Source organism: Bacillus sp. AK031 (genome assembly GCF_053903065.1).
On record NZ_CP096424.1, the window covers coordinates 3,462,735 to 3,485,500 of the forward strand.

Consider the following 22,766-nt stretch of genomic DNA (forward strand, 5'->3'; position numbering starts at 1 on the left):
AAAAATGTATTCAGCAAGTTTCAGTGTATTCCTGCTCGATTTCAATATTAATTTTTATTTTATTTAAAGTTGCAGAAAGATTGATTGTATGATAGATATGTAATGTACGATAAATTTCATATTTTTTCACAACACTAGGGGTGCGTTTAAGCTGAGAGAGACATTTCTATGTCTTAACCCTGACTACCTGATCTAGGTAATACTAGCGAAGGGAAGTGGCGGACATATGTATGCATATGGGCAGCAGCAGGTTCCTGCTGGCTGTATTCTCTTTACATACTTAAATTTGTACCAAACCACTTTCTGACAGAAAGTGGCTTTTTGTTGTTTTAAAAGGCTGTTGTCGTATAGATTGTTGCTTTCGGAAAAATCCCAAGTGCCGGATTTTTCCCCTGGGTACAAGGTTTTTTCTCTCTGAACAGAGAGAGTAGCTCTTTTCTTTCTTGCTTACTAAGTTATTTCCTGTGGATAATGGCTATATTTTTTGGGGATTCATGTTAAATAGCAACAAAGTTTAAGAAAAGAGCCTTATAAAAAGGGGGATGGAAATTTTGCAGAAACTGATTGACAGCCTCATTCTTGATGCTGAAAACCGAAAGGAAGAACTGGTTGATCTTCTGTGTACACTGATTCGTTTCGAAACACCCAGCCCGCCGGCACGAAATACGGAGCATGCTCAGGAGTTCATTGCTTCTTTCTTGAAAGAAAATGGATTCGCAATCGATAAGTGGGATGTTTACCCGGGTGATCCAAATGTAGTTGGGATAAAAAAAGGAACCGAACCAGCCGGGCACCAGAGTCTGATCATCAACGGCCACATCGATGTGGCTGAAATTGATGAAAGCGAAACCTGGCATACCGGTCCATTTCAGCCAGAGGTAACGGAAGGCTATGTCATTGGACGCGGGGCAGCAGACATGAAAGGCGGTATTGCCGGCGCTTTGTTTGCCATTCAGTTATTGACTGAAGCCGGCATTGAACTCCCCGGGGATCTGATCTTCCAGTCGGTCATTGGGGAGGAGGTCGGAGAAGCCGGCACTCTTCAGTGCTGTGAACGCGGCTATAAGGCCGACTTTGCTGTAGTGGTGGACACCAGCGATCTTCATATACAAGGGCAAGGCGGTGTAATCACCGGCTGGATTACGATTAAGAGCCCGACGACCCACCATGATGCAACCAGGCGAAACATGATTCATGCCGGCGGCGGTTTGAATGGAGCAAGCGCAATTGAAAAAATGATGAAACTCATCCACGGTCTACAGGATCTGGAGCGCCATTGGGCAGTCACCAAGCATTATCCAGGGTTCCCAGCAGGATCCAACACCATCAACCCTGCTGTTATTGAAGGCGGCAGACATCCAGCTTTTATCGCCGATGAGTGCAAATTATGGATTACTGTCCATTTCTACCCGGATGAAACTCATGAAGAAGTGGCAAAAGAAGTAGAGAATCACATATTGGAAGTGGCCAAAGCAGATATTTGGATGAGGGATAACCCGCCGGTTTTTACTTGGGGAGGAACCTCCATGATTGAAGATAGAGGTGAGATTTTCCCGTCGCTGGAAGTTGACCCGGATCATCCGGGGGTAAGGACGTTATCTTCCACCCATACTTCACTGCTCGACCAGAAGGCAGAAATAGATGTATCGCCGACTGTCACTGACGGCGGCTGGCTCGGCAATGCTGGTATCCCGGCCGTCATTTACGGACCCGGTGACCTGAATAATGCCCACAGTGTCAATGAAAAAGTTTCAATAGATCAGCTGGTTCAATTCACTCAGGTGATGATCAAGTTTATTTATGATTGGACCCGTTCAAAGAAGGAGGATGAATAATGCAGTTTACTGACCGCTTGTTTGAGAAGGTGAAGCCTATTTGGCAAAAAAACCACCAGCATCCTTTCGTGCAGGGAATTGGTCTCGGTACGCTGGACAGAAAGAAATTCCGATTTTACATGGTACAGGATTATGTATATTTAATAGATTTTGCCAAACTGTTCGCTTTGGGAGCAGTAAAAGCGAAGGATACGAAAACAATGGGAGAATTCGCAAAGCTTCTGGATTCCACTCTTAATGAAGAAATGTCATTACATCGCCAATATGCGGAACGTTTCGGCATCTCAGCAGAAGAATTGGAAAGCGCGAACCCTTCTCCTATCACACTGGCTTACACTCACTACATGCTTCATGTCTCTGAAAATGGCACTCTCGCAGAATTGGTTTGTGCCCTCCTTCCCTGCATGTGGAGTTATTGGGAGATCGGAAAAGAGTTAAGTTTGATAGAAGGATCGACCAGCCATGAGTTTTATGGAGAATGGGTTTCGATGTATTCTTCCGATGAATTCGGATCTTTATCTCAATGGCTGATCTCCCTGCTCAATGAAATAACGGCCGGAAAAAGTGATGCAGAGCTCAATCACTTGGAAGAAATCTTCCTGAACACAAGCCGCTTTGAGTACATGTTCTGGGATATGGCTTATAACGAAGAAATGTGGCCTACCGATGAGTAACTCCCTGCTTCAACTGGACAACGTCTCTTTCACTTACCAAGGAGAGAAAAAACAGCTGCCTGTTCAAGTGCTGGAAAGGTTGTCACTCTCTATAGAACAAGGTGAATTTGTTTCAATCATCGGGCCAAGCGGATCCGGGAAAAGCACACTGTTCCGTCTGATTACGGGTCTTGAACAACCGTCAGGCGGAAGCATTCTTTTTGAAGGGAAAGCAGTCAAAAACCGCTTGGGGCAGGTAGGATATATGCCTCAGCAGGACCTCTTGATGCCATGGAGAACGGTCATGGAAAATGCTGCCCTGCCCCTTCAGCTGCAAGGAATGAAACGGGAACAGGCAGATGAAATAGTACGCGGGCTGCTCGACGAATTCGGCCTGAAAGGATATGAGGACCGTTTCCCCCATAAGTTATCCGGTGGCATGCGCCAAAGAGTCTCCTTTTTGAGAGCCGTCCTCAGCGGAAAGAATCTGCTTGTACTTGATGAGCCATTCAGTGCGTTGGATGCGATTACCAGACTTTCCATGCAGGAATGGCTGCTCGATCAATGGTACAAGCGGAAGAAGACAATCCTGTTCATAACCCATGATGTGGAAGAAGCATTATTTCTTTCTGACCGTATATTTGTATTCACCCAGATGCCGGTTTCCGAACTGAAAGAAATCACGGTTCCACTTCCACGGCCTCGAAAAATTGAAGACATGGCGGAAAAGGAGATCCAAACCCTTAAAACCAATCTGATTTCTGAGCTGAGGAAAATGGTGAATGTACTATGAGAAATTGGAATTATTATATCGCTTCCACTCTTGTGGTCTCTTCACTGCTGATTGTATGGCAAGTGGGGGCGAATTCTTACAATAAGCCCTTTATTCTGCCGACACCTGGTGGTATTCTCGCCGAGCTCTGGAATTTGAAGAAGATTCTGATCACCAAACATTTACCCGCCACGCTGATGATCATCCTTATCGGGTTGGCTATGTCGATTCTTTTAGGAGTTGCCCTGGCGGTTTCCATGAATTTCAGCAAAACAATTGAACGGGCGTTTTATCCGATACTGATCGCATCCCAGACCATCCCGATCATTGCGCTTGCCCCTATCTTTGTATTATGGTTCGGCTATTCAATTTGGAGCAAGGTCGTTGTCACCATTTTGATTACCTTTTTCCCGATAACGGTCAGTACCTTTGATGGACTCCGCTCGATCAACAAGGATCTTCGTGAACTGATGTTGACGATGGGAGCAGGAAAGCTGGAAATCTTTCTGAAGCTCAGTGTCCCTTCAGCACTCCCTTACTTTTTTTCAGGTTTGAAAGTAGCTGTGACCCTGAGCGTAATTGGAGCTGCTATCGGGGAGTGGCTTGGGGCCGAAGCTGGTTTGGGATACTTCAGCCGCAGGATGATGACCCAGTTCAACGGTGCCGCCGTGTTTGCGCCGATTGTTCTTTTATCCATTGCCGGTATTCTATTATTTTTGCTTGTAACGCTGCTTGAGAACATTTTATTAAAATGGAGGAAATCATTATGAAAAAAATGCTTTTGTTAACATTAAGTCTGTTTCTTGTTCTTGTTGGAGGGTGCTCCCAGGGAGACACAGCTGCCACCACAGAAGACAAAGAGCTGGAAAAAATGACAATCATGCTCGACTGGTACCCAAATGCCGTCCACAGCTATCTATATGCAGCGAAAGAAAAAGGCTACTTCAAGGAAGAAGGGCTTGATGTCGAAATCAAATTTCCGGCAAACCCGACAGACCCTATCAATCTCGCAGCTGCAGGACAGATCGATCTCGGCATTTCCTATCAGCCTGACGTGATCATCGCCAGAGCCAATGAGGATATCCCTGTCAAGTCAGTCTCAGCCATTGTCCGTTCTCCCCTTAACCATGTTGTGTTTCTGGAGGACAGCACCATTCAGTCACCTAAAGATTTAGAAGGTAAAAAGGTTGGATATCCTGGAATCCCGCTAAACGAAGCATTGCTTGATACGATGGTGAAAGCGGATGGCGGAGACCCGGAAAAAGTCGATACGATTGATGTAGGTTTTGAACTGGGTTCTTCCATTGTCAGTGAAAAAGCGGATGCTGTAATTGGGGCATATATTAACCATGAGGTTCCAGTCCTGGAGCATGAAGGGTTTAAAACTCGTTACTTCAATCCTGTTGACTACGGTGTGCCGAGTTTTTATGAGCTTGTATTCGTCACAAACGATGATACCTGGAATGAAAAAGAAGATAACATCCGCGCTTTTTGGCGTGCTGCTACTAAAGGCTATGAGTTCATGAAGGAAAAACCGGATGAAGCACTGAAAGTCCTTCTTTCTAACCAGGATGAGGCAAACTTCCCCCTTGTAGAGGAAGTTGAAAAAGAAAGCATCGACATCCTGCTTCCTAAAATGGAAACAGAAAATGAAGCATTTGGAAGCCAAAGTGAAGATTCCTGGCAGGAAACCATCGACTGGCTGAAAGACTCCGGCCTGATCGAAGAAAAGCCGAACACCGAAGATATTTTTGTTAATATAGCAGAGTAATAGAGATAGGCTGCGTTTTAGGATTCTCCCTTAAAACGCAGCCTAATTCTTTCACCTAATATAAAATCAAAATCTCCCGAAGAAATTTTCCCCTGATACTTATTAATGGGTAAGATAATAACAACATCATCAACTAACAGAGCCATTGAATAAGAACAAAGGGACTGGCTTTGAAAGCCAAGTCCCTTAATTCTGTTTATTCCATCCAAGTGTACATATAATTCTCGTCCTCGACATCATGGGCTTTTTTCACAATCTTCAATGGACGGAAGGTATCGATCATGACGGCAAGTTCCAGGGTTTCTTTCTTGCCGATACTTTTTTCCGTTGTGCCGGGGTGGGGGCCGTGCGGAATGCCGCTGGGATGAAGAGTGATCGACCCTTCACTGATTCCCTTTCTGCTCATGAAGTTGCCTTCTACATAGTAGAGAAGTTCATCACTATTCACATTACTGTGATAATAAGGAGCCGGAATCGATTCCGGATGATAATCATAAAGGCGCGGCACAAAGGAGCAGACAACAAAATTATGGCCTTCAAATGTCTGATGGACCGGCGGCGGCTGATGAACACGCCCGGTAATCGGTTCGAAATCCTCGATATTGAATACCCAAGGGTAAAGGTAGCCATCCCATCCAACTACATCAAGTGGATGATGATTAAGCACATGTGAATTCAGGAGGCCTCTGGATTTCGAAATGACTTCGTACTCTCCTTTTTCGCTGAATGTTTCCAGCTTTTCCGGTCCGCGGATATCGCGCTCGCAGAATGGACTGTGTTCAAGCAGTTGTCCGTACTCATTCCGGTATCTTCTTGGGGTAGTGATTTGGCTGAATGATTCAACGAAAAGGATTTTCGTCTGTTCTTCCGGAATGACACGATAGATGGTCCCGATCGGAATCACTACATAGTCGCCGGGGCGGTAAGTCAGTGTCCCGAACATTGTTTCCACGGTTCCTTTTCCGCGATGGATGTAAAGCATTTCATCCCCGTCACCGTTACGGTAATAATTCTCCATTTTGTCTGTCACTGAAATTGTCCCAATCAGTAAGTCTTCATTCCCTAGCAGGTATTCCCTTGCTTTCAAGGCATCCCCTGACTTTGTAACTTTATCAGTCAATAAATGGCGGTGTTTCAGTGCCTGGCTTTCCTCATATTCCGGGAGATAGGATCCCATCAATTCGGCTTTCGCCACCTCAGTAGGCATATGGTGATGATATAAAATTGATTGAGTCCCTGAAAACCCTTTTGTTCCCATTACCTGTTCACGGTAAAGGCTCCCATCTTCCTTCTTGAACATCGTATGTCGTTTATGCGGGATTTTCCCCAATGTACGATAATACATTAATATCCTCCTTCCTTAATTTCATTTCTCAATGTACCAAGGCCGGTAATCTCCAGTTCGACTTTGTCACCAGGTTCAAGCCAGCGATGGACCTCTGTACCCAGTTCGAGGATACAGCCCGTCCCCACAGTTCCAGATCCTATGACTTCTCCCGGATACAGGGTAACACCAGCTGATGCGCGTTCGATCATCTCAGCAAAAGTATAATAGATACTTTTGAAGTTACCTGAGGACAATTCACGCCCGTTCACCTTTGCGGTCATCTTCAAGTCATACCGGTCTCCGCTGCGAAATTGCTCAAGCTCATCCTTTGTGGCCACATAGGGCCCTATCGATGTCGCAAAATCTTTGCCTTTGGCAGGGCCGAGACCAACTTTCATTTCTTCCCGCTGAAGGTCCCTTGCACTCCAGTCGTTCATGATGCAGTAGCCAAAGATATATTCTTCAGCATCTTCCTTCCTGATGTCTCTGCCCTCTTTCCCGATCACCACCGCTATCTCCAGTTCATAATCAAGCCAGCTGCAGCCTGCCGGACGGACAATCTCATCCCCTTCACCTTTAACAGCTAAATGGTTGGTAAAATAAAAGACCGGCAGCTCATACCATTCCGGAACGACATCCAGCCCCCTGTTTTTCCGTGCTGTTTTCACATGTTCTTCAAAAGCATAGAAATCACGTAAACTGACCGGGCGCGGTAGTGGCGCTTTGATAGAAACATTCTCCAGTAAATAGATTCCTTTATCAGTAAACTCAAGTTCGTTCAAAATACTCATATATTTTTCCTTGTCTTCCAGGAAGGCAAGGAAAGTATCCGGCAGCTCCCCGCCGCTTGCTTCCTGCAAGTCGACCACGGTCTCATTGTCGCGAAGCAATCCGAATTTTACCTTTTCACCGCTTTGTTGAAAACTAATGAACTTCATTTCATCACCTTTTTCTTACCATTTCAAACGTTTCTGCCATTGGTTTGGTATACATTTGCCCAGCCATACGGCCGATGGGATTCAGTTTCTCTGTATCAATCTTTCCACTGTAATAGAGTTCATCCGCTATTCTTACATATTCCACTTTGCCAATCACCAGACTGCCGGAACCAGCTTCCTCTCCAAAATGAAGAACCTGATGAAGGGTGCATTCAAGCTGGACCTTGCTTTCTTTAACTGCGGGAGGAGCAACAGTAACTGATTCAAGCTTCGTGAGTCCTGTTTCTTCGAATTCATCTACCCCTGCTTCATATTCAATCGCCGTGTTATTCATTTGTTCCGTAAATTCCTCACTGACAACATTGATAACAAACTCTTTGGTGTTTTCAATATTATTCAATGTATCTTTCTTGCTGCCATCTGTACCTCTTCTCATCGGCGAGAAGCAAACAAGCATTGGATCGGCACTGATCGCTGTAAAAAAACTGAAAGGAGCAAGGTTCGCCCTGCCCTCTTCATCAATCGTCGATACAAAGGCAATCGGCCTCGGGACAATGGATCCTACAAGCAGCTTATATGCATCCTTCCATGGCAAAGTATCCGGTTTAATTTCCATCGTATCCCTCCTTTTCCCCTGCAATTATTTGTTTCAGACCTTCAATGAACTGGCGGTTATCACTGTCTGTACCGATTGTGACCCTGACGGTTGTCGGATAGCCAAGCAGCGTCCCGGCGCGGACGATAATTCCATGCCTTAACAGGCCTGCTGCCACAATATCCCCTCGGATGCCACAGTCCACCATAATGAAGTTCGATTGAGATGGAAAATAGGAGAGTCCCATTCTATCGAACTCTTCCTGAAGAAAGGTTCTCCCCATTTCGTTTTGCTTCGTGCACTTTTCTATGAATTCCTGGTCCTCAAGTGCTGCAATTGCGGCTCCCTGTGCAAGCCTGCTTACATTGAATACATCTTTCACCTTTCTTAACTGTGTGGCGATTTCTTCATTCATGACACCAAAACCGACACGCAGCCCGGCAAGGCCGTATATCTTGGAGAAGGTCCTCAGAACGATTAAGTTATCAAATTGGTTAAGCAGCGGGATACAATGTAAGTAATCCTCGGTACTTACATATTCCACATATGCTTCATCAACGATGACAAGCACATCTGAAGGCACGCTTTCGATAAATTCCAGGAGCTCGGCTTTCCCATTTATCGTTCCAGTCGGATTATTTGGGTTGCAGACGAATACCATTCTCGTACGGTCTGTTATCTGCTCTCTCATGCTCTTCAGATCATGTACACCTTCTACAAGAGGCACGATGACTGGCGTTCCGCCTTCAAGAAAGACATTTGTTTGATACCTCGGGAATGTGACGTCTGCCATAACAGCTTCATCATCTTCGCTTATGTAGGCTCTTGTCAGCAAACGGATCACTTCATCAGAACCATTGCCGAATACAAGCTGATTTTGGCTGACATTCAAAAAGCCGCTTGTCTTTTCAGTCAACTCCTTGGCCATCCCGTCTGGATAAAGGTAAATATCCGTTCCACCCGTACTTAGGTATTCCTGTACTTTTGGCGAACAGCCGTATATATTTTCATTTTCCGATAGTTTGCGAATTTCCGAGAGTCCCAGCTCAAGCTTAATATCATTTATGCTTTTACCAAGGACATAAGGTGCAATCTCTTCGACTCTTTTTCTAGTTTTGAATTTCACGACCACGTTTGACCCCCGCTTTCTCTAAAATGAAAGGGTGCCCCTTCAAAGTGTCCGACCTTCTCTGAATTTAGAATAGATCCTGACTCTTATTCGGGACAGCCCTTATAGTGAAACACCTTTTTTTAAGCCGCCAAGGCAGTTGTCGCTTTTTGCTTATAAGTTTCCGCGGCGTTCCTGTTCACGCTCGATCGACTCAAACAACGCTTTGAAGTTTCCTTCGCCAAATCCGCGTGCTCCTTTACGCTGGATCACTTCGATGAACAATGTCGGTCTGTCAACGATCGGCTTAGTAAAGATTTGCAAAAGGTATCCTTCGTCATCGCGGTCTACAAGAATCTTCAGCTCTTTGATTTTGGAAATTTCTTCGTCGATCTCCCCTACACGCTCTGAAAGCATGTCATAGTAAGTATCAGGTGTATCAAGGAATTCCACGCCGTTTTCTTTCAGGATCGAAATCGTCTCTACGATATCCTCTGTAAGGATGGCAATATGCTGAACACCAGGTCCGTTATAGAAATCAAGGTATTCCTGGATTTGCGATTTCCTCTTTCCGTCAGCAGGTTCATTGATCGGAAACTTGATTCGGCCGCCGTTGTGCATTACTTTAGACATCAAGGCGGAGTATTCTGTATTGATATCGTCGTTTGTGAAGTGTCTCATTTCCTTGAAGCCCATTACTTTCTCATAGTAAGAAACCCACTCTTCCATTCTTTCAACGTTTCCGACTACGTGGTCGACCGCTATGATTCCTGCTTCTCTAAAAGGTGCTTTCATTTCAGCAGCTTCAAAGCCCGGCATGAAAATTCCTTTATAATCTTTGCGTTCTACAAGAGTATGGATTGTGTCTCCATATGTACCGATAATCGCTTTTTTCACTGTTCCATTTTCATCCGACAGTTCCATCGGAGGCGTAATTTCTATTGCGCCTCGGGAAACTGCTTCACTGTAAGCCTTTTCAACATCATCCACTGCTAAGGCGATATCCTTGATACCATCGCCATGCTGTTTGACGAATGAAGCGACACGGCTGCTTTCATTAAGTGATCCAGTAATCAGCATACGGACTTTATTTTGCTGCAATACATAGGAAACGGTTTCACGGTTACCTGTTTCAAGTCCTGAATAAGCGACCATCTTGAAACCAAATGCCGTACAGAAATAATGTGCTGCCTGTTTTGCATTTCCTGTATAGTACTCTAAGTAATCGACATCTCTTACCGGAAAGAAATCTTCTACCTTTGGATTTTGATTAGCTTCAGCCATTTTACCTTGCATATTAACAACCTCCAATTGATATTTTAATACTTTTCTAAATTTTATAATAATTATTATTGTCACTGTTCTCAAGAGCGGGAGTTAAAGCAGAAACGCATTACCGCGTTAAAGCGCTTATACTTTTGATAACTCTTTCTGTTTTCCAGGTGGCAGGTGCACCGCCCTGCCTTTCAATGCTTCCATTGCCTCCTGAAGGCTTTCGCTTGTGTTGGGATGAGAATAATAGGGATACGAGAAATCCTCGTCTCTAGCTGCCATTTCCATCCCAACTGCAGATGCGGATACAAGCTCGACAGCACCGCTGCCGATCATATGGATTCCCAGGATTAAGTCCGTATTGCTGTCGGAAATGACTTTTACAAGACCTTCTTTCTCCCCGGCCAGCTGGGCAAATCCATTCCCTGCCATAGGATAGGAACTTACTGTAATGGCATGTGCCTCTTTTGCTTCCTTTTCCGTTAAGCCAATGGCAGAGATAGGAGGGATTGTCTGGACAATCGTCGGAAGGAGCATATCATCAAAAGCCGACTGCAAACCTGCTGCACTTTCTGCCGCGACCTTTCCTTGTTTAATCGCTTTCACCGCCAAGGCTGCTCCTTCTGTCACATCGCCGATGGCATAAATATTTTCAATGGATGTTCTGCATGCTTCATCAATATGTATGAAGCCGTTTTCAGACATGTCCATTTTTAACCTGTCGATCCCTAGGTCACCGACGTTGGCTTTCGCTATACACGCTGCAAAGAAATGAGAGGCTTCAATCGTTGCCGAATCTCCATCCTCTTTCAGAAGCGTGACTACAACTCTATCCTCTGATGGCGAAACCTCCCTGGGAACAAACCCTTTCATCAGCTTCACCTTCATTTTCTTTAAAACTCTCGTCAATTCCTTGTTGACCGAGTCATCAAAAGGAAAATCACTGTCCGTTACGAGGGTCACTTTCGTCCCCATTGCAGCGAAACTGGAGGCAGCTTCAAGTTCAGTATAGCTGTTCCCGAAAATAATCATATCTTCAGGCAGGTCACTGAGCTGATAAATTGAAAACTCATTTAAGATGCGGCTGCTGTCTTGTGTGATAAATGAGGGAAGTTCCCTGCTCGCTCCTGTCGCAATAATGGCACTTTCAAAAGAGTACACCGTAAATTGGTGACCATTTTCAACACCAATCTTGTTTTCGGCCAGGAATGAAGCTGTCCCTTTTACTACTTCCACTTTGTTTGCTTTGCAAAGAGAGGCGACACCGTTTTTCAACTGTGTTATCAGACTGCTTTTATATTCCTGCAGCTTTGCTAGATTAATAGCATGGCCTTGTGATTCCAGCCCCATGTTTTGATAATGGTCCATCTCTTTATGTTTCCTGGCTACTTGAGTAAAGACTTTGGAGGGTATGCAGCCTTTATTCAGGCACACGCCGCCGAGCTCTTCTTTTTCGACCAACAGGACTGATAACCCGAGCTGGGCTGCCCTGATGGCCGCATGGTAGCCTCCCGGTCCGCCGCCGATTATGACGAGCTCAGCTGCTTCTGCTAATTCACCTACTACCATTTACATCAACTCCACAATCATCAGACTTGGATTTTCAATCAGCTCCGCAAACCGATTCGTGAAGGCCACTGCTGTTGCCCCGTCTGCCGCCCGGTGGTCGAATGACATCGAGATGTTCATCATCGAACGGATGACGATTTCATCGTTTTCATTTACCATCGGCCTTTTCTTTGTTTTATGGAAGGACACCAATGCGACTTCTGGATGATTGATGATTGGCGTGGCCCCAATCGATCCTCCCATTGGCCCGACATTGGAAATTGTAAAGGTTCCGCCTGCTATATCCTTGGATACGAGCTTGTTTTCCCTTGCCTTCAATGTATAGTTTTTCATTTCAGAATGAATCGCTTTTAATGACTTGTTCTCTACATTTTTTACAACGGGCACTATCAGGCCATCGTCTGTATCTGTCGCGACTCCGATGTTATGTTCTTTCATAAACGTGATTTGCTCTTTGTCTTCTTCCACCCTTGCATTGAAAATCGGGAACTCTTTAAGAGCAATGGAGAGAGCTTTTACAAAAAATGCTGAAGCAGAGATGTTCGTATCCGTTTTCTTCAACTGCTCTCTAAGCTCGATGAGGTTCGTCACATCGATTTCTTCAAAATGGGTGCAGTGCGGAATCGTCATCAATGAATGTTTCATCTTCAAGCCGATCTGCTTTCGCCTTCCCCGGAAAGGAATGCTTTCATTCTCTTGAGAAGCTGGTGATTCCTGTACAACGGGTGCCTGATCCCTTTCTGGCTGGGCTGGTTCTGCTTGCCTTCCGCCGGATATGTATCTCTCAACATCCTCATCTGTTATTCTTCCAGCTGCACCAGTTCCCTCTATCATCGTTATATCGATACCATTTTCCCTTGCAATCTTTCTTGTATAAGGTGATGCAAGGATACGGTTTCTATTACGCGGAGAAGTTGAAAAAGATTTCTGCATCCCTGACGGCACCGTCTCCTTCCTCTCCACCTGTTGTGCCGATTTCACGCTGCTGGCTGATTCCATTACCAGCACAGTTGTCCCGACTTCAATCGTAGTCCCTTCTTTTACAAGGATCTCTTTGATCGTCCCTGCCGACGGTGAAGGGATTTCGGCCGTCATCTTATCTGTCTGCACCTCTACTAATGGCTGGTCTGCCTTGACGGTATCGCCGGCTTTGACAAAGAAATGGCTGATATGTGCTTCTGTCATTCCTTCCCCGATATCATGCAGCTTTACTTCCATCCTCTTCACCTCCTAAAATTCTGCGGCTTTTTCAACGGCCTTGAGGACCCGCTCTGCTGTCGGCAAATAATAATCCTCGAATCCAAAGTAAGGTACCGGCGTATCAAAGCCAGTCACCCTTTCAACAGGGGCTTTTTGATACAGGAAGGAAGTATCATTGATAATGGCCAATACGTCATTCCCTACACCGCCTGTGGCATGAGCTTCATGAACAACCACTGTTCTTCCTGTTTTCTGGACGGACTCTGCAATGATATCCTTGTCGATTGGATACAGTGTCCGCAGGTCAATGACCTCACAGCTGATTCCTTTCTTTTCGGCCTCTTTAGCCGCTTGTGAGGCTACCGGTACCATCGCTCCCCAGGCAATGACCGTTACATCTTCACCCGGTTTGACAATCTTCCCTTTTCCAAGCTCGATGGAATATCGCTCTTCCGGCACATCCTGTTTAGCAGATCTGTAAATCCGCATCGGTTCAAGGAACAGAACTGGATCTGGGTCCTCAATCGCCGCGATAAGAAGCCCTTTGGCATCATAAGGATTTGACGGGCACACAACCTTCAAGCCAGGCATGTGGGTAAAAATAGCTTCAGTGCTGTCTGAATGTATTTCCGGAGCACGGACTCCCGCGCCATATGGTGCCCTGATGACCATCGGGCAGGTAAAATGCCCAAGTGTCCTTGCACGCAGCCTTGAAGCATGGGTCATCAGCTGTTCATAGGCAGGGTAAATGAAACCGAGGAACTGAATTTCTGCCACAGGAATGAACCCATTAGCCGCCATTCCGATTGCCGCCCCGATAAATCCAGCTTCACTTAAAGGCGTATCGAGTACCCTCTCTTCACCAAACTCTTCCTGCAATCCATCCGTCGCGCGGAAAACCCCTCCGTTTTTGCCAATATCTTCACCAAGAAGAAGGACATTCTCCTTCTCCTCAAGCATTGTTCTCATAGCATCCGTAATGGCTCCCACCATGGTCAGCTTATTAGTCTTCACCGCTGTCTTCATCATCTTTCACCTCTTAAATGCTGAAGAAGCTGTTCTTTCTGTTCTGAAATGGTCCATGTTGGTTTTTCGAAGACATAATCGAAAATAACCTTTGGATCTGCTTCAGGATAACTCTCCAGCTCTTCAACAGCTTGATCGACTTCCGCTGCTGATTCTTTCTTTACAGAATCAGCCCACTCTTGATCCCACCAGCCTTGTTTGTCCATGAAGCGCTCCAGCCTGTCAATCGGGTCACCCAGCTTTCTGCGTTCTTCACTTTCCGCCTGGTCTCTGTATTTAGTTGGATCATCCGCAGTCGTATGTGCACCGTATCTCCATGTCACAGCTTCAATGAGAGTAGGGCCTTCACCGTTCCTTGCACGTTCCAACGCTTTCAGTGTTTCAACGTACACAGCAAAAATATCGTTTCCATCGATGCGGACTCCAGGAATATCATAAGCCAAAGCCTTCTGGGCAATGGTCTTTGTTTTCATCTGCTTCTGTATGGGTACAGAAATAGCAAACTGGTTATTTTGATTAAAAAAGACGACAGGAGCATTCAGGACACTGGCTACATTCAGGCCTTCATGAAAATCCCCTTCCGAAGTGGCGCCATCCCCAAAATAAACGATGGCTGCATTCTTTGTCCCTTTACGCATTTCCGCATATGCCGCACCTGCTGCATGTGGCAGCTGGGTCGCAATCGGTATGCCTGGTGGAAAAATTTTCTTCCCCTCCGGCGGTACACACCCTTCATTCCGGCCTTTCCAAAACAATAGAATATTTTTTAGTGAGTGGCCAAAAGTCATTGCCGCACCATGGTCCCGGTAAGATGGGAACATCCAGTCACCTTCATTCAGGGCTACAGAACTTCCGACCTGTGAAGCCTCCTGTCCTTCGAACGGAGCATAGGTACCAATACGTCCCTGTCTCTGCAAGCTGATGGATTTCTTATCAAACGTTCTGATCCTGATCATATGGCGGTAAAAGTTCTTTGCCATTTGTGCAGTTATGCGTTCGTCCATGTCACCAATGAGGTTTCCTTCGTTATCGATCATCCTTTTGATTGGGAACTGCTCTTCCATTTCTTCACCTCAACCATTTTATTTAAGTGCGTACCGACCATTTAGGTCTCTTCATATGAGAAAAGAAGCTGTTTCTTCTTGAACGTGTCTGAATCAGGCTTTCGCAGTAGCGGTCAGCCGCTTCAACAGATGTGATTCCTTCTCTCTCTGCTTGTGCATAGATTCTTTGAAGGGAATTGTAGATGGTTCTCGTTTTTTGGAGAACACGTTCTTTATTCGGCTCGTACAACTCATCTGCCACCTGGATAAGACCGCCTGCATTGACGATGTAATCCGGTGCATAAAGAATGCCTCTCTCATGCAGCCTTTTGCCATGTTTCATATCAAGCAGTTGGTTATTAGCTGAGCCTACTACTGCTTTGCCTTTTAATTTTTCGACTGTGTCATCATTGATGATTCCGCCAATGGCACAAGGCACAAATACATCAGCATCCACGGAATAGATTTCTTCCCCTGAAACAACCTTGATTCCTACCCCTTTTTCTTTTGCTCTGGATACAAGATCATCAATCGCATGCTGGTTGATGTCTGTGATGTAAAGTTCTGCACCTTCATCCATCAAGCGCTCAGCTACTTTGATCCCTACTTTTCCCAGCCCCTGGATGGCATAACTGCGCGCCCCCAGGTCCTCAGAACCCCAAACGGTCTTATTTGTAATCTGCAAACCGTAGATGACGCCCATTGCTGTCGGAACAGAAGAATCTCCGCTTCCGCCATATTCCTCTTCTACACCGACAATGCAGTTCGTTTCTTTCAATGCGTAGATGAAATCTTCAGGTGTCGTCCCCATATCCGTACCTGTATAAAATCTTCCATTCAATGATTCTACGAATTGTCCGAAAGCACGGAATAATTCAGGGTTCTTATCCTTTTCTGGATCTCCGATGATAACGGCTTTGCCTCCGCCGAAGTCGACATCTGCTGCAGCACATTTATAAGTCATTCCCCTTGAAAGCCTTAAGACGTCTTCCAAAGCTTCATCAACTGATTTATATGGTCTCATCCTGCACCCGCCTAAAGCTGGCCCGAGAGTAGTATTATGTATGGCGATAATCGCCTTCAAACCTGTTTCCTCATCATTACAGAAAACTACTTGTTCATGTTCACGAATTTTTTCAAACATATCCATGAAATTCATCTCCTCATACCCTTTTAGTTGAAACCGCTTACAAATTCCGACAAAATAAGTCGCAATTATTCTCCCTTATTCCCCATCAACCTGATTTTCTCTTTTGGCAGGATCACCTGCTTGACTTCCCCAATGCCGATGATTCCCTCTTCATTTCTAGCTTCTACTTTAGTCATTACTATATTTGACCGCAATTCAGATAGTGTCGCAGTCACTGTCACCACAGTTCCTTCACCACTTGGAGCAATATGCTTCATTGAAACAGCTCCGCCCATTCCTTCTTCATCCTCTTCCAAATAGGGAAGGATGATTTTCCTTGATGCCCATTCCATGTGATAAACCATAGAAACAGTCGAGTAGACCGGATGAACAACTTCCCCTTCGAATTGGGCAAACATATCAGGAGTCACTGCGGCAGTGATGGAAGCTGTCTGCCCCACACTCATGCCAGGTTTCATACTGCTCCTCCTTTGAACATACTATTCTAGTAACACAAAACATATAACGTTTATTCAACGATATAATAACATTTTGTATAATGAATAGTCAATAAATTGTAAAGATTTAAAAAGTTTTAATAAATACTTGTTCTGCTATGGAAATGGTCTATCAATACAGTTGGCGGAGGGTTAGGAAAGTCTCGATTTCAGATCCTGCCTTTCTATGTATTCGAAGAGTAGTATGAATTTGTTATTCGTAATTTTTTCGGGATTTTCTGAGGGGCTGTTTGACGACGATTCCTCTATTCTGTGATTCCACGGTGCCATTGAGGCTCTTTAACGGCATCGAGTTCTAAGTTTTAAAGATACCGATGTAAACAAGCTCCCCTTTCCCAATAATTTCCCATAAGAAAAAGGATGGGGTCTCCATCCTTTTTTCTCATCAGGCAAGTATTGCTTTATCGCTTGCCATTTGTGTTCCTCTGATTCTTTGAAACTCTTTTAACAGGCCTTCTACTGTCAAATCTTTTTTCTGCTCTTCATTCACTTCCAGGATGATCTGGCCTTTGTCCATCATGATCAGGCGGTTCCCCAAATCGATCGCCTGCTGCATGTTATGGGTAACCATCAGTGTCGTCAGGTTATATTTTGCAACGATCTCCTTCGTCAGATTGGTGATCAACTCCGCACGGGACGGATCCAGCGCAGCCGTATGTTCATCAAGCAGAAGGATTGACGGTTCTGTAAAGGTGGCCATCAAGAGTGAAAGTGCCTGGCGTTCTCCCCCTGAAAGCAGACCGACTTTTGCATTCAAGCGGTTTTCCAAGTTCAGGTGCAGTGACTCCAATACTTCTTTGAAATACTCTTTTCGTTTTCTGGTTACACCTTTTTTTAGAGTCCTATTCTTATTCCGGGAATAGGCCATTGCCAGATTTTCTTCAATAGTCATTGTCGGAGCCGTTCCTGCCATTGGATCCTGGAAGACCCGTCCGATCAAACGCGAACGTTTATATTCAGAAATCCTTGTTACATCATTTTCATCGATAATGACTTCACCTGTATCGGGTGTCAGGACTCCCGAAATCATGTTCATCAATGTAGACTTGCCTGCACCGTTACTTCCAATGACTGTAACGAAATCACCTGGATTCATCGTCAGGCTGACATCGCCCAATGCAACTTTTTCATCAGGGGTGCCTTCATTAAAGATTTTATGAATTCTATTTAATTGTAACACTGCTCTCATCCTTCCCCTCTGGAGTTAATGCGAGCTCCTGCAGCCGCTGGGCCTGTTTGGCAGCCTTGCGTTTCTTTTCCCGGTAATGGGCCGTTATTTTCGGCATGATCAATGCGAGGATTACAATCGTGGCTGTGATCAGCTTCATATCCCCAGTTTCCAAAAATTCGACTCTCAGTGCCATGCTGACGACGATACGGTAGATAATGGCACCGCCGATTACCGCCAGTGTGGTTCTGACAATCGTTTTCGTTCCAAATAACGCTTCACCTATAATGACCGATGCCAAACCGATGATAATCATCCCGATTCCCATTCCTACATCAGCAAATCCGCTGTATTGGGCAATCAAGGCTCCTGAAAGCGCTACCATTGCATTTGAAATTCCAAGACCCAAAATGATTAGAACATTGGTATTGGCTGAAAGGCTTCTGATCATTCGCTGATTATCTCCAGTCGCTCTCAATGCCAGCCCGATTTCAGTGCGAAGGAACCTATCAGTAAGAAACTTGATCAGAAAAGTGACGATGATCATAAAAAACAAAATCCCCCAGGTACTCGGCTGGAATCCGCCTAATCCTACTGCAGACAGCATATTATTCAGAGCCGAATCAACCCCGAGCTTTGACCACACACTTTCCACTGAAGTAAAAGAAGTTTCTTGATTCAAAAGCGGGACATTCGATTTTCCCATGATCCTTAAGTTAATCGAATACAGGGCAATCATCATTAATATTCCTGATAATAAAGCATTGATCTTTCCGAATGTATGAATAATACCTGTTATACACCCAGCTATAAACCCGGCAGCAATTGAAGCAATGGTAGCCACAAAAGGATTCACCCCGCTTACAACAAGGGTGGCAGCAACTGCCGCCCCTGTTACAAAGCTTCCATCAACCGTTAGATCCGGGAAGTCCAATATTCGGAAAGACAGGTATACTCCTAATGCCATGATAGCGTAGATGATTCCTGACTCAACGGAACCGAAAATTGCAGTAAACACGATGTATCACCCTTCCCTATTCTAAAAACTCTACAAGGTCTGCCCACTCATCCTTAATTTCTACCCCTTGTTCTTCAGCTGCTGCCTTATTAAATGTCAGCACAGCGTTTTCAGGAGTTTCGATATTAAGCTCAGAAGGCTTTTTATCACCGTTCAGAATCTTCACTGCCATCAGGCCTGTCTGGTATCCAAGGTCTTCGTAGCTGAATCCGCTGGCAGCAACACCGCCACGCTTCAAGGAATCCAATTCACCCACAAACAATGGAATGTCCTTATCGTTTGCAACTGAAATTACAGATTCAAGAGCTGAAACAACTGTATTGTCTTTCGGAATGTAAATAGCGTCTACACGGCCGACAAGAGACTCAGCTGCTTGTTTTACTTCAGCAGATGTTGAAATAGACACTTCTACAACTTCTGCTCCTTTTTCTTTCGCAATTTCATTTACTTGTTTTACCTGTACCTCGGAGTTCTGTTCACCTGAGTTAAAGATAACCCCGATTTTCTTCGCTCCAACTTCATCAATCATGAATTCGACAGTCTGCGGGATTGCATTCGGGTTAGTATCAGTTGTCCCTGTAATGTTATCGCCAGGCTTATCAAAAGCCTCAACAAGTCCTGAACCCACAGGATCTGTAACTGATGTAAACACAATAGGAATTTCCTTTGTTTCATTCAGTACATGAAGTGCGCTTGGTGTCGAGTTTGCAAAAATCAAATCGACTTTATCACCAACAAGTTTTTTCGCGATACTTTGCGAGTTACTTTGGTCATTTTGAGCATTTTGAACATCGAACTCTACATTTTTCCCCTCTTCGTACCCATTCTCAGCAAGAGCCTTTTTGAATCCTTCAAACGCAGCATCCAATGAAGGATGTTCGACAATCTGGGTAACACCGATTTCATACATCTTATCCCCTGATGCGGCATCCTTTTCATTTCCGCACCCTGCAAGCATCAGCGACCCTGCCAAAACAGAACTTAATAACAGCAAACTCTTTCTCAACTGAAATCCCCCTTTGTTCTATCCCAAATTATTTATATACAGGGGCATGTACCCCTCTATATCCTGAAAACACCCCTTCTGCTCTGCTGGAAAGAACTCTTTGCTGCAACTACTTAACTATGTAACTTTGAAAAGTGTGATAAATATCACGCCCTGCGTAATTACAACGTTATAGTATCACCGAAGTTATAAGAAAGTCAACAATATTCCGAAAATTAAAAAATTAGTATAATTATATAATGATTCCTTTTTGAATGCTATGGCTTTTTGTATTCTTTTTCACTTTTTTTGCATTCCTTGCTTATATAAATGTCGAACTGACATGCTTTATTCAGATGAAAGTGTTGAAATCTGCAGTTGGGAAGGTTTGTGGAAGGCGGTGATTTTGTCTTTTCTTTCTCAATTGGCTGGTAACTTGCTATTTGGGCCGTTGACTTTCGGTTTCCCCTTTCTCATTGGGCCGGTAATTCACTTTGCGGGCCGTTGACTTTCGACTTCCCTGTTCTCATTGGGCCGGTAACTCGTTTTGCGGGCCGTTGACTTTCGGTTTTCCCTTTCTCATTGGGCCGGTAACTCGTTTTGCGGGCCGTTGACTTTCGGCTTCCCCTTTCTCATTGGGCCGATAACTCATTTTGCGGGCCGTTGACTTTCGGTTTCCCCTTTCTCATTGGGCCGGTAACTCGTTTATCATGAGAACTTCGGATGATTTTCCCATCAAAAAAGGATGGAATCAGAGTCCATCCTTCATCCTGGCCGTTGTGCTGCCGGCACATCCAGACAGCTTTCAGTTTATGAGCGGGATTTCAAATTTATAAGCCAAATTTTAAATATATGAGCAAGATATCAATTTTATGAGCCAAATTTAAGATTTATGAGCATTTCACACTTTTAATTCCAATTCAAACACAAAAAAAGACGGGCATTAAGCCCATCTTATCATTCAATCAAGTATTCTCGCACCTGCAGACAGACATACTTTTGCATCTGCAATCATTCTATCGAACAATTCGGCCACGCTTGGAATATCGTTGATCAGGCTGCTGACTTGTCCGCCGTTGATGAAGCCTTCATCAAGCCTGCCTTCCAGAGCTCCTTTTTTGTGAAAGTCTTCTGATGTAATGCGGGCAAAATCTTCAGGGCTCATTCCTTCTCTTTCATGTCCAAGCAGTTGCTCTGCGTAAGGTGTCTTCATGATGCGGCGGACCCGGCCGACCGTCCTTCCGACAATAACGGTTCCCTGGTCATCCGCTTCCAATAAGGTATTTTTATAGTTTTCATGAAAAGGAGCATCCTTGGTGGCGATCAATCTTGTACCCATCTGCACACCAGACGCGCCAAGGGCAAGCATGGATGCAAGTCCTCTTCCGTCGGCTATTCCTCCCGCTGCTACAACTGGAACACGGACGGCTTCAAGAATCTGCGGAATCAATGTAAGGGTGGTTGTTTCGATGCTTGAATTGATGCCTGCTGCTTCGTATCCCTCTGCGACAATAATATCCGCTCCCGCTTTTTCGGCTTTCATTGCCTGTTTTGCCGAAGCAACCACACAAATGACGGCGATCCCTTTTTCTTTGAAAACAGGAATAAGCGGTGCCGGATTCCCTGCTGACAGCGAGACTGCTGCCAGTTCATGCTTTAATACAAGCTCCACCAAGGGTTTTAAGTGATCTGTAACAGAAATCGGAATGTTAAGTGCAATCGGTTGCTTCGTCAGTTTTTTAGCAGCTGCAATAATCTCATCAACTTCTTCTGCCGGCATCGTTCCAGCACCGATAGTCCCCAGTCCGCCAGCTTCCGAAACAGCTGCTGTCAACTTCGCGTTGCTGATGTTCCCCATGCCCCCCTGCAGGATTGGATATCGAATTCCAAGAATCTCAGTTATTTTACTCACTGACACTCCTCCTCACTAGTCTAAAATCAAAGGATGGTCAAACATGTTATATGACTGATCCTTATTCGTCAGTTCATTTCCTTCTTGATACACTTCTTCAAAAAATTGAGAAGCAGGCTTTGCCAATTCCTTATAATAATCACTGAATAGGGTAGCTGCATGCCCTCCAAGCCACTTTTCCGGGAGCAGTTCCTCGGGAAGCCCCGGATCGACGAAAAGAAACTTCCGGTACTCATGGACAAGTTTGGTCCTTTCCACGAAGCATTCCGCTTCAGACATCTCACCATTCATAATTTTATTTTTATCAATAATGTATCTCTGGCTGTATTCTGAAATGAATTCTGCATACCTGTCATTAATATCTTTCAAGTCCCAGCTCTTGCTGATGATATGCTGGTCTTCATTTGGCCCGTCGTACTCCGCAATAAAGAAATCCACATATTGCTTGATATCATATTTATCGATCAGGTCATAAACCTGCTTTTCAAGGTTGTTCGGAGATATCCAACAGCTGTTTGACAGTGTACCGAATCCGCTCCATACCAGTTCTTTACGCAGTTCATCCCGTACATTGCGTATTTCTTCAGGAATGGTGTACATAAGGATCCGCCACTGCCCGTCCCACTTTTCATTTTGCAGTTTAAAGATACGCTGGGCAGCTTCTTCCATCCGCTTCTGGCCACGGTCTGTTAATGAATAATAACTTTTGTTTCCCTGTTTTTCAGACTGTACCCATCCCTGCTTATTCATACGGGATATCGCGGCCCGGACCGCCTGGTCATTATGGCCGAATTCTCTTAATAGCTTAATGAGACTGCCAATCCATATCTTATTTCCATAATGGCGGATATAGTCTCCATATAAAGTGAAAATCATTGATCTAGTATTCAACCTGTTCGCCTCTTTCTTACCTTCATCACATGATGT

21 protein-coding genes and 1 riboswitch are annotated in these 22,766 nt (G+C 44.9%); of the genes, 5 read left to right on the forward strand and 16 right to left on the reverse strand.

Annotation, left to right across the window (positions count from 1 at the left end; translation table 11 throughout):
• The first annotated feature begins 126 nt into the window (after window positions 1–126).
• Window positions 127–231: riboswitch (TPP riboswitch) on the forward strand.
• A gap of 311 nt (window positions 232–542) precedes the next feature.
• The 5 genes from M1E09_RS17750 to M1E09_RS17770 are packed head-to-tail and all read left to right on the forward strand — an operon-like array spanning window position 543 to window position 5,031.
• The gene (locus M1E09_RS17750; RefSeq protein WP_456272146.1) at window positions 543–1,835 is read left to right on the forward strand and encodes an acetylornithine deacetylase; all 1,293 of its coding nucleotides are present in this window, start codon (window positions 543–545) and stop codon (window positions 1,833–1,835) included.
• The gene (gene tenA, locus M1E09_RS17755) at window positions 1,835–2,509 is read left to right on the forward strand and encodes a thiaminase II (RefSeq protein ID WP_456272147.1); all 675 of its coding nucleotides are present in this window, start codon (window positions 1,835–1,837) and stop codon (window positions 2,507–2,509) included. The genes M1E09_RS17750 and tenA overlap by 1 nt, the downstream gene beginning before the upstream one ends.
• Entirely contained in the window at window positions 2,502–3,281 is a 780-nt protein-coding gene (locus M1E09_RS17760; protein WP_456272148.1) for an ABC transporter ATP-binding protein, read from the forward strand. The genes tenA and M1E09_RS17760 overlap by 8 nt, the downstream gene beginning before the upstream one ends.
• Window positions 3,278–4,030, forward strand: coding sequence for an ABC transporter permease (locus M1E09_RS17765; protein ID WP_456272149.1), 753 nt, complete (start codon window positions 3,278–3,280; stop codon window positions 4,028–4,030). The genes M1E09_RS17760 and M1E09_RS17765 overlap by 4 nt, the downstream gene beginning before the upstream one ends.
• On the forward strand, window positions 4,027–5,031 hold the full coding sequence (locus tag M1E09_RS17770) for an ABC transporter substrate-binding protein (protein ID WP_456272150.1): 1,005 nt from the start codon (window positions 4,027–4,029) through the stop codon (window positions 5,029–5,031). Before M1E09_RS17765 ends, M1E09_RS17770 begins: the two co-directional genes overlap by 4 nt.
• 196 nt (window positions 5,032–5,227) lie before the next feature.
• On the opposite strand, the gene M1E09_RS17775 is transcribed toward M1E09_RS17770, so the two are convergent.
• The 16 genes from M1E09_RS17775 to paaX form a co-directional block, all read right to left on the reverse strand.
• Window positions 5,228–6,382, reverse strand: a complete 1,155-nt coding sequence (locus M1E09_RS17775) for a homogentisate 1,2-dioxygenase (protein WP_456275028.1) — start codon at window positions 6,380–6,382, stop codon at window positions 5,228–5,230.
• Window positions 6,376–7,296 carry a fumarylacetoacetate hydrolase family protein gene (locus tag M1E09_RS17780; protein ID WP_456272151.1) on the reverse strand — a complete coding sequence of 307 codons (921 nt, stop codon included), beginning with the start codon at window positions 7,294–7,296 and terminating at the stop codon, window positions 6,376–6,378. The genes M1E09_RS17775 and M1E09_RS17780 overlap by 7 nt, the downstream gene beginning before the upstream one ends.
• Window positions 7,297–7,300: 4 nt before the next feature.
• Window positions 7,301–7,912, reverse strand: coding sequence for a flavin reductase family protein (locus M1E09_RS17785; RefSeq protein WP_456272152.1), 612 nt, complete (start codon window positions 7,910–7,912; stop codon window positions 7,301–7,303).
• On the reverse strand, window positions 7,902–9,023 hold the full coding sequence (gene hisC / locus M1E09_RS17790; protein ID WP_456272153.1) for a histidinol-phosphate transaminase: 1,122 nt from the start codon (window positions 9,021–9,023) through the stop codon (window positions 7,902–7,904). Before hisC ends, M1E09_RS17785 begins: the two co-directional genes overlap by 11 nt.
• A 150-nt stretch (window positions 9,024–9,173) precedes the next feature.
• A complete protein-coding gene (hppD, locus tag M1E09_RS17795) occupies window positions 9,174–10,295 on the reverse strand; it encodes a 4-hydroxyphenylpyruvate dioxygenase (RefSeq protein WP_456272154.1) in 1,122 nt (373 codons plus the stop codon).
• Between the two features lie 114 nt (window positions 10,296–10,409).
• A complete protein-coding gene (locus M1E09_RS17800; RefSeq protein ID WP_456272155.1) occupies window positions 10,410–11,840 on the reverse strand; it encodes a dihydrolipoyl dehydrogenase family protein in 1,431 nt (476 codons plus the stop codon).
• Complete coding sequence (locus tag M1E09_RS17805) at window positions 11,841–13,058, reverse strand: dihydrolipoamide acetyltransferase family protein (protein WP_456272156.1); 1,218 nt, start codon at window positions 13,056–13,058, stop codon at window positions 11,841–11,843.
• 12 nt (window positions 13,059–13,070) lie between these two features.
• The gene (locus M1E09_RS17810; RefSeq protein ID WP_456275029.1) at window positions 13,071–14,066 is read right to left on the reverse strand and encodes an alpha-ketoacid dehydrogenase subunit beta; all 996 of its coding nucleotides are present in this window, start codon (window positions 14,064–14,066) and stop codon (window positions 13,071–13,073) included.
• The gene (pdhA, locus tag M1E09_RS17815; RefSeq protein ID WP_456272157.1) at window positions 14,066–15,130 is read right to left on the reverse strand and encodes a pyruvate dehydrogenase (acetyl-transferring) E1 component subunit alpha; all 1,065 of its coding nucleotides are present in this window, start codon (window positions 15,128–15,130) and stop codon (window positions 14,066–14,068) included. Before pdhA ends, M1E09_RS17810 begins: the two co-directional genes overlap by 1 nt.
• 22 nt (window positions 15,131–15,152) lie before the next feature.
• On the reverse strand, window positions 15,153–16,259 hold the full coding sequence (locus M1E09_RS17820) for a Leu/Phe/Val dehydrogenase (protein WP_456272158.1): 1,107 nt from the start codon (window positions 16,257–16,259) through the stop codon (window positions 15,153–15,155).
• 65 nt (window positions 16,260–16,324) lie between these two features.
• Window positions 16,325–16,717, reverse strand: a complete 393-nt coding sequence (locus tag M1E09_RS17825) for a thioesterase family protein (RefSeq protein WP_456272159.1) — start codon at window positions 16,715–16,717, stop codon at window positions 16,325–16,327.
• Between the two features lie 424 nt (window positions 16,718–17,141).
• Window positions 17,142–17,936 carry an ABC transporter ATP-binding protein gene (locus M1E09_RS17830; RefSeq protein ID WP_456272160.1) on the reverse strand — a complete coding sequence of 265 codons (795 nt, stop codon included), beginning with the start codon at window positions 17,934–17,936 and terminating at the stop codon, window positions 17,142–17,144.
• Complete coding sequence (locus tag M1E09_RS17835) at window positions 17,920–18,942, reverse strand: ABC transporter permease (protein WP_456272161.1); 1,023 nt, start codon at window positions 18,940–18,942, stop codon at window positions 17,920–17,922. The genes M1E09_RS17830 and M1E09_RS17835 overlap by 17 nt, the downstream gene beginning before the upstream one ends.
• Before the next feature lie 16 nt (window positions 18,943–18,958).
• A complete protein-coding gene (locus tag M1E09_RS17840; protein WP_456272162.1) occupies window positions 18,959–19,948 on the reverse strand; it encodes an ABC transporter substrate-binding protein in 990 nt (329 codons plus the stop codon).
• 940 nt (window positions 19,949–20,888) lie between these two features.
• The gene (locus M1E09_RS17845) at window positions 20,889–21,839 is read right to left on the reverse strand and encodes an NAD(P)H-dependent flavin oxidoreductase (RefSeq protein ID WP_456272163.1); all 951 of its coding nucleotides are present in this window, start codon (window positions 21,837–21,839) and stop codon (window positions 20,889–20,891) included.
• Between the two features lie 15 nt (window positions 21,840–21,854).
• Window positions 21,855–22,730, reverse strand: coding sequence for a phenylacetic acid degradation operon negative regulatory protein PaaX (gene paaX / locus M1E09_RS17850; protein ID WP_456272164.1), 876 nt, complete (start codon window positions 22,728–22,730; stop codon window positions 21,855–21,857).
• Between the last annotated feature and the right edge of the window lie 36 nt (window positions 22,731–22,766).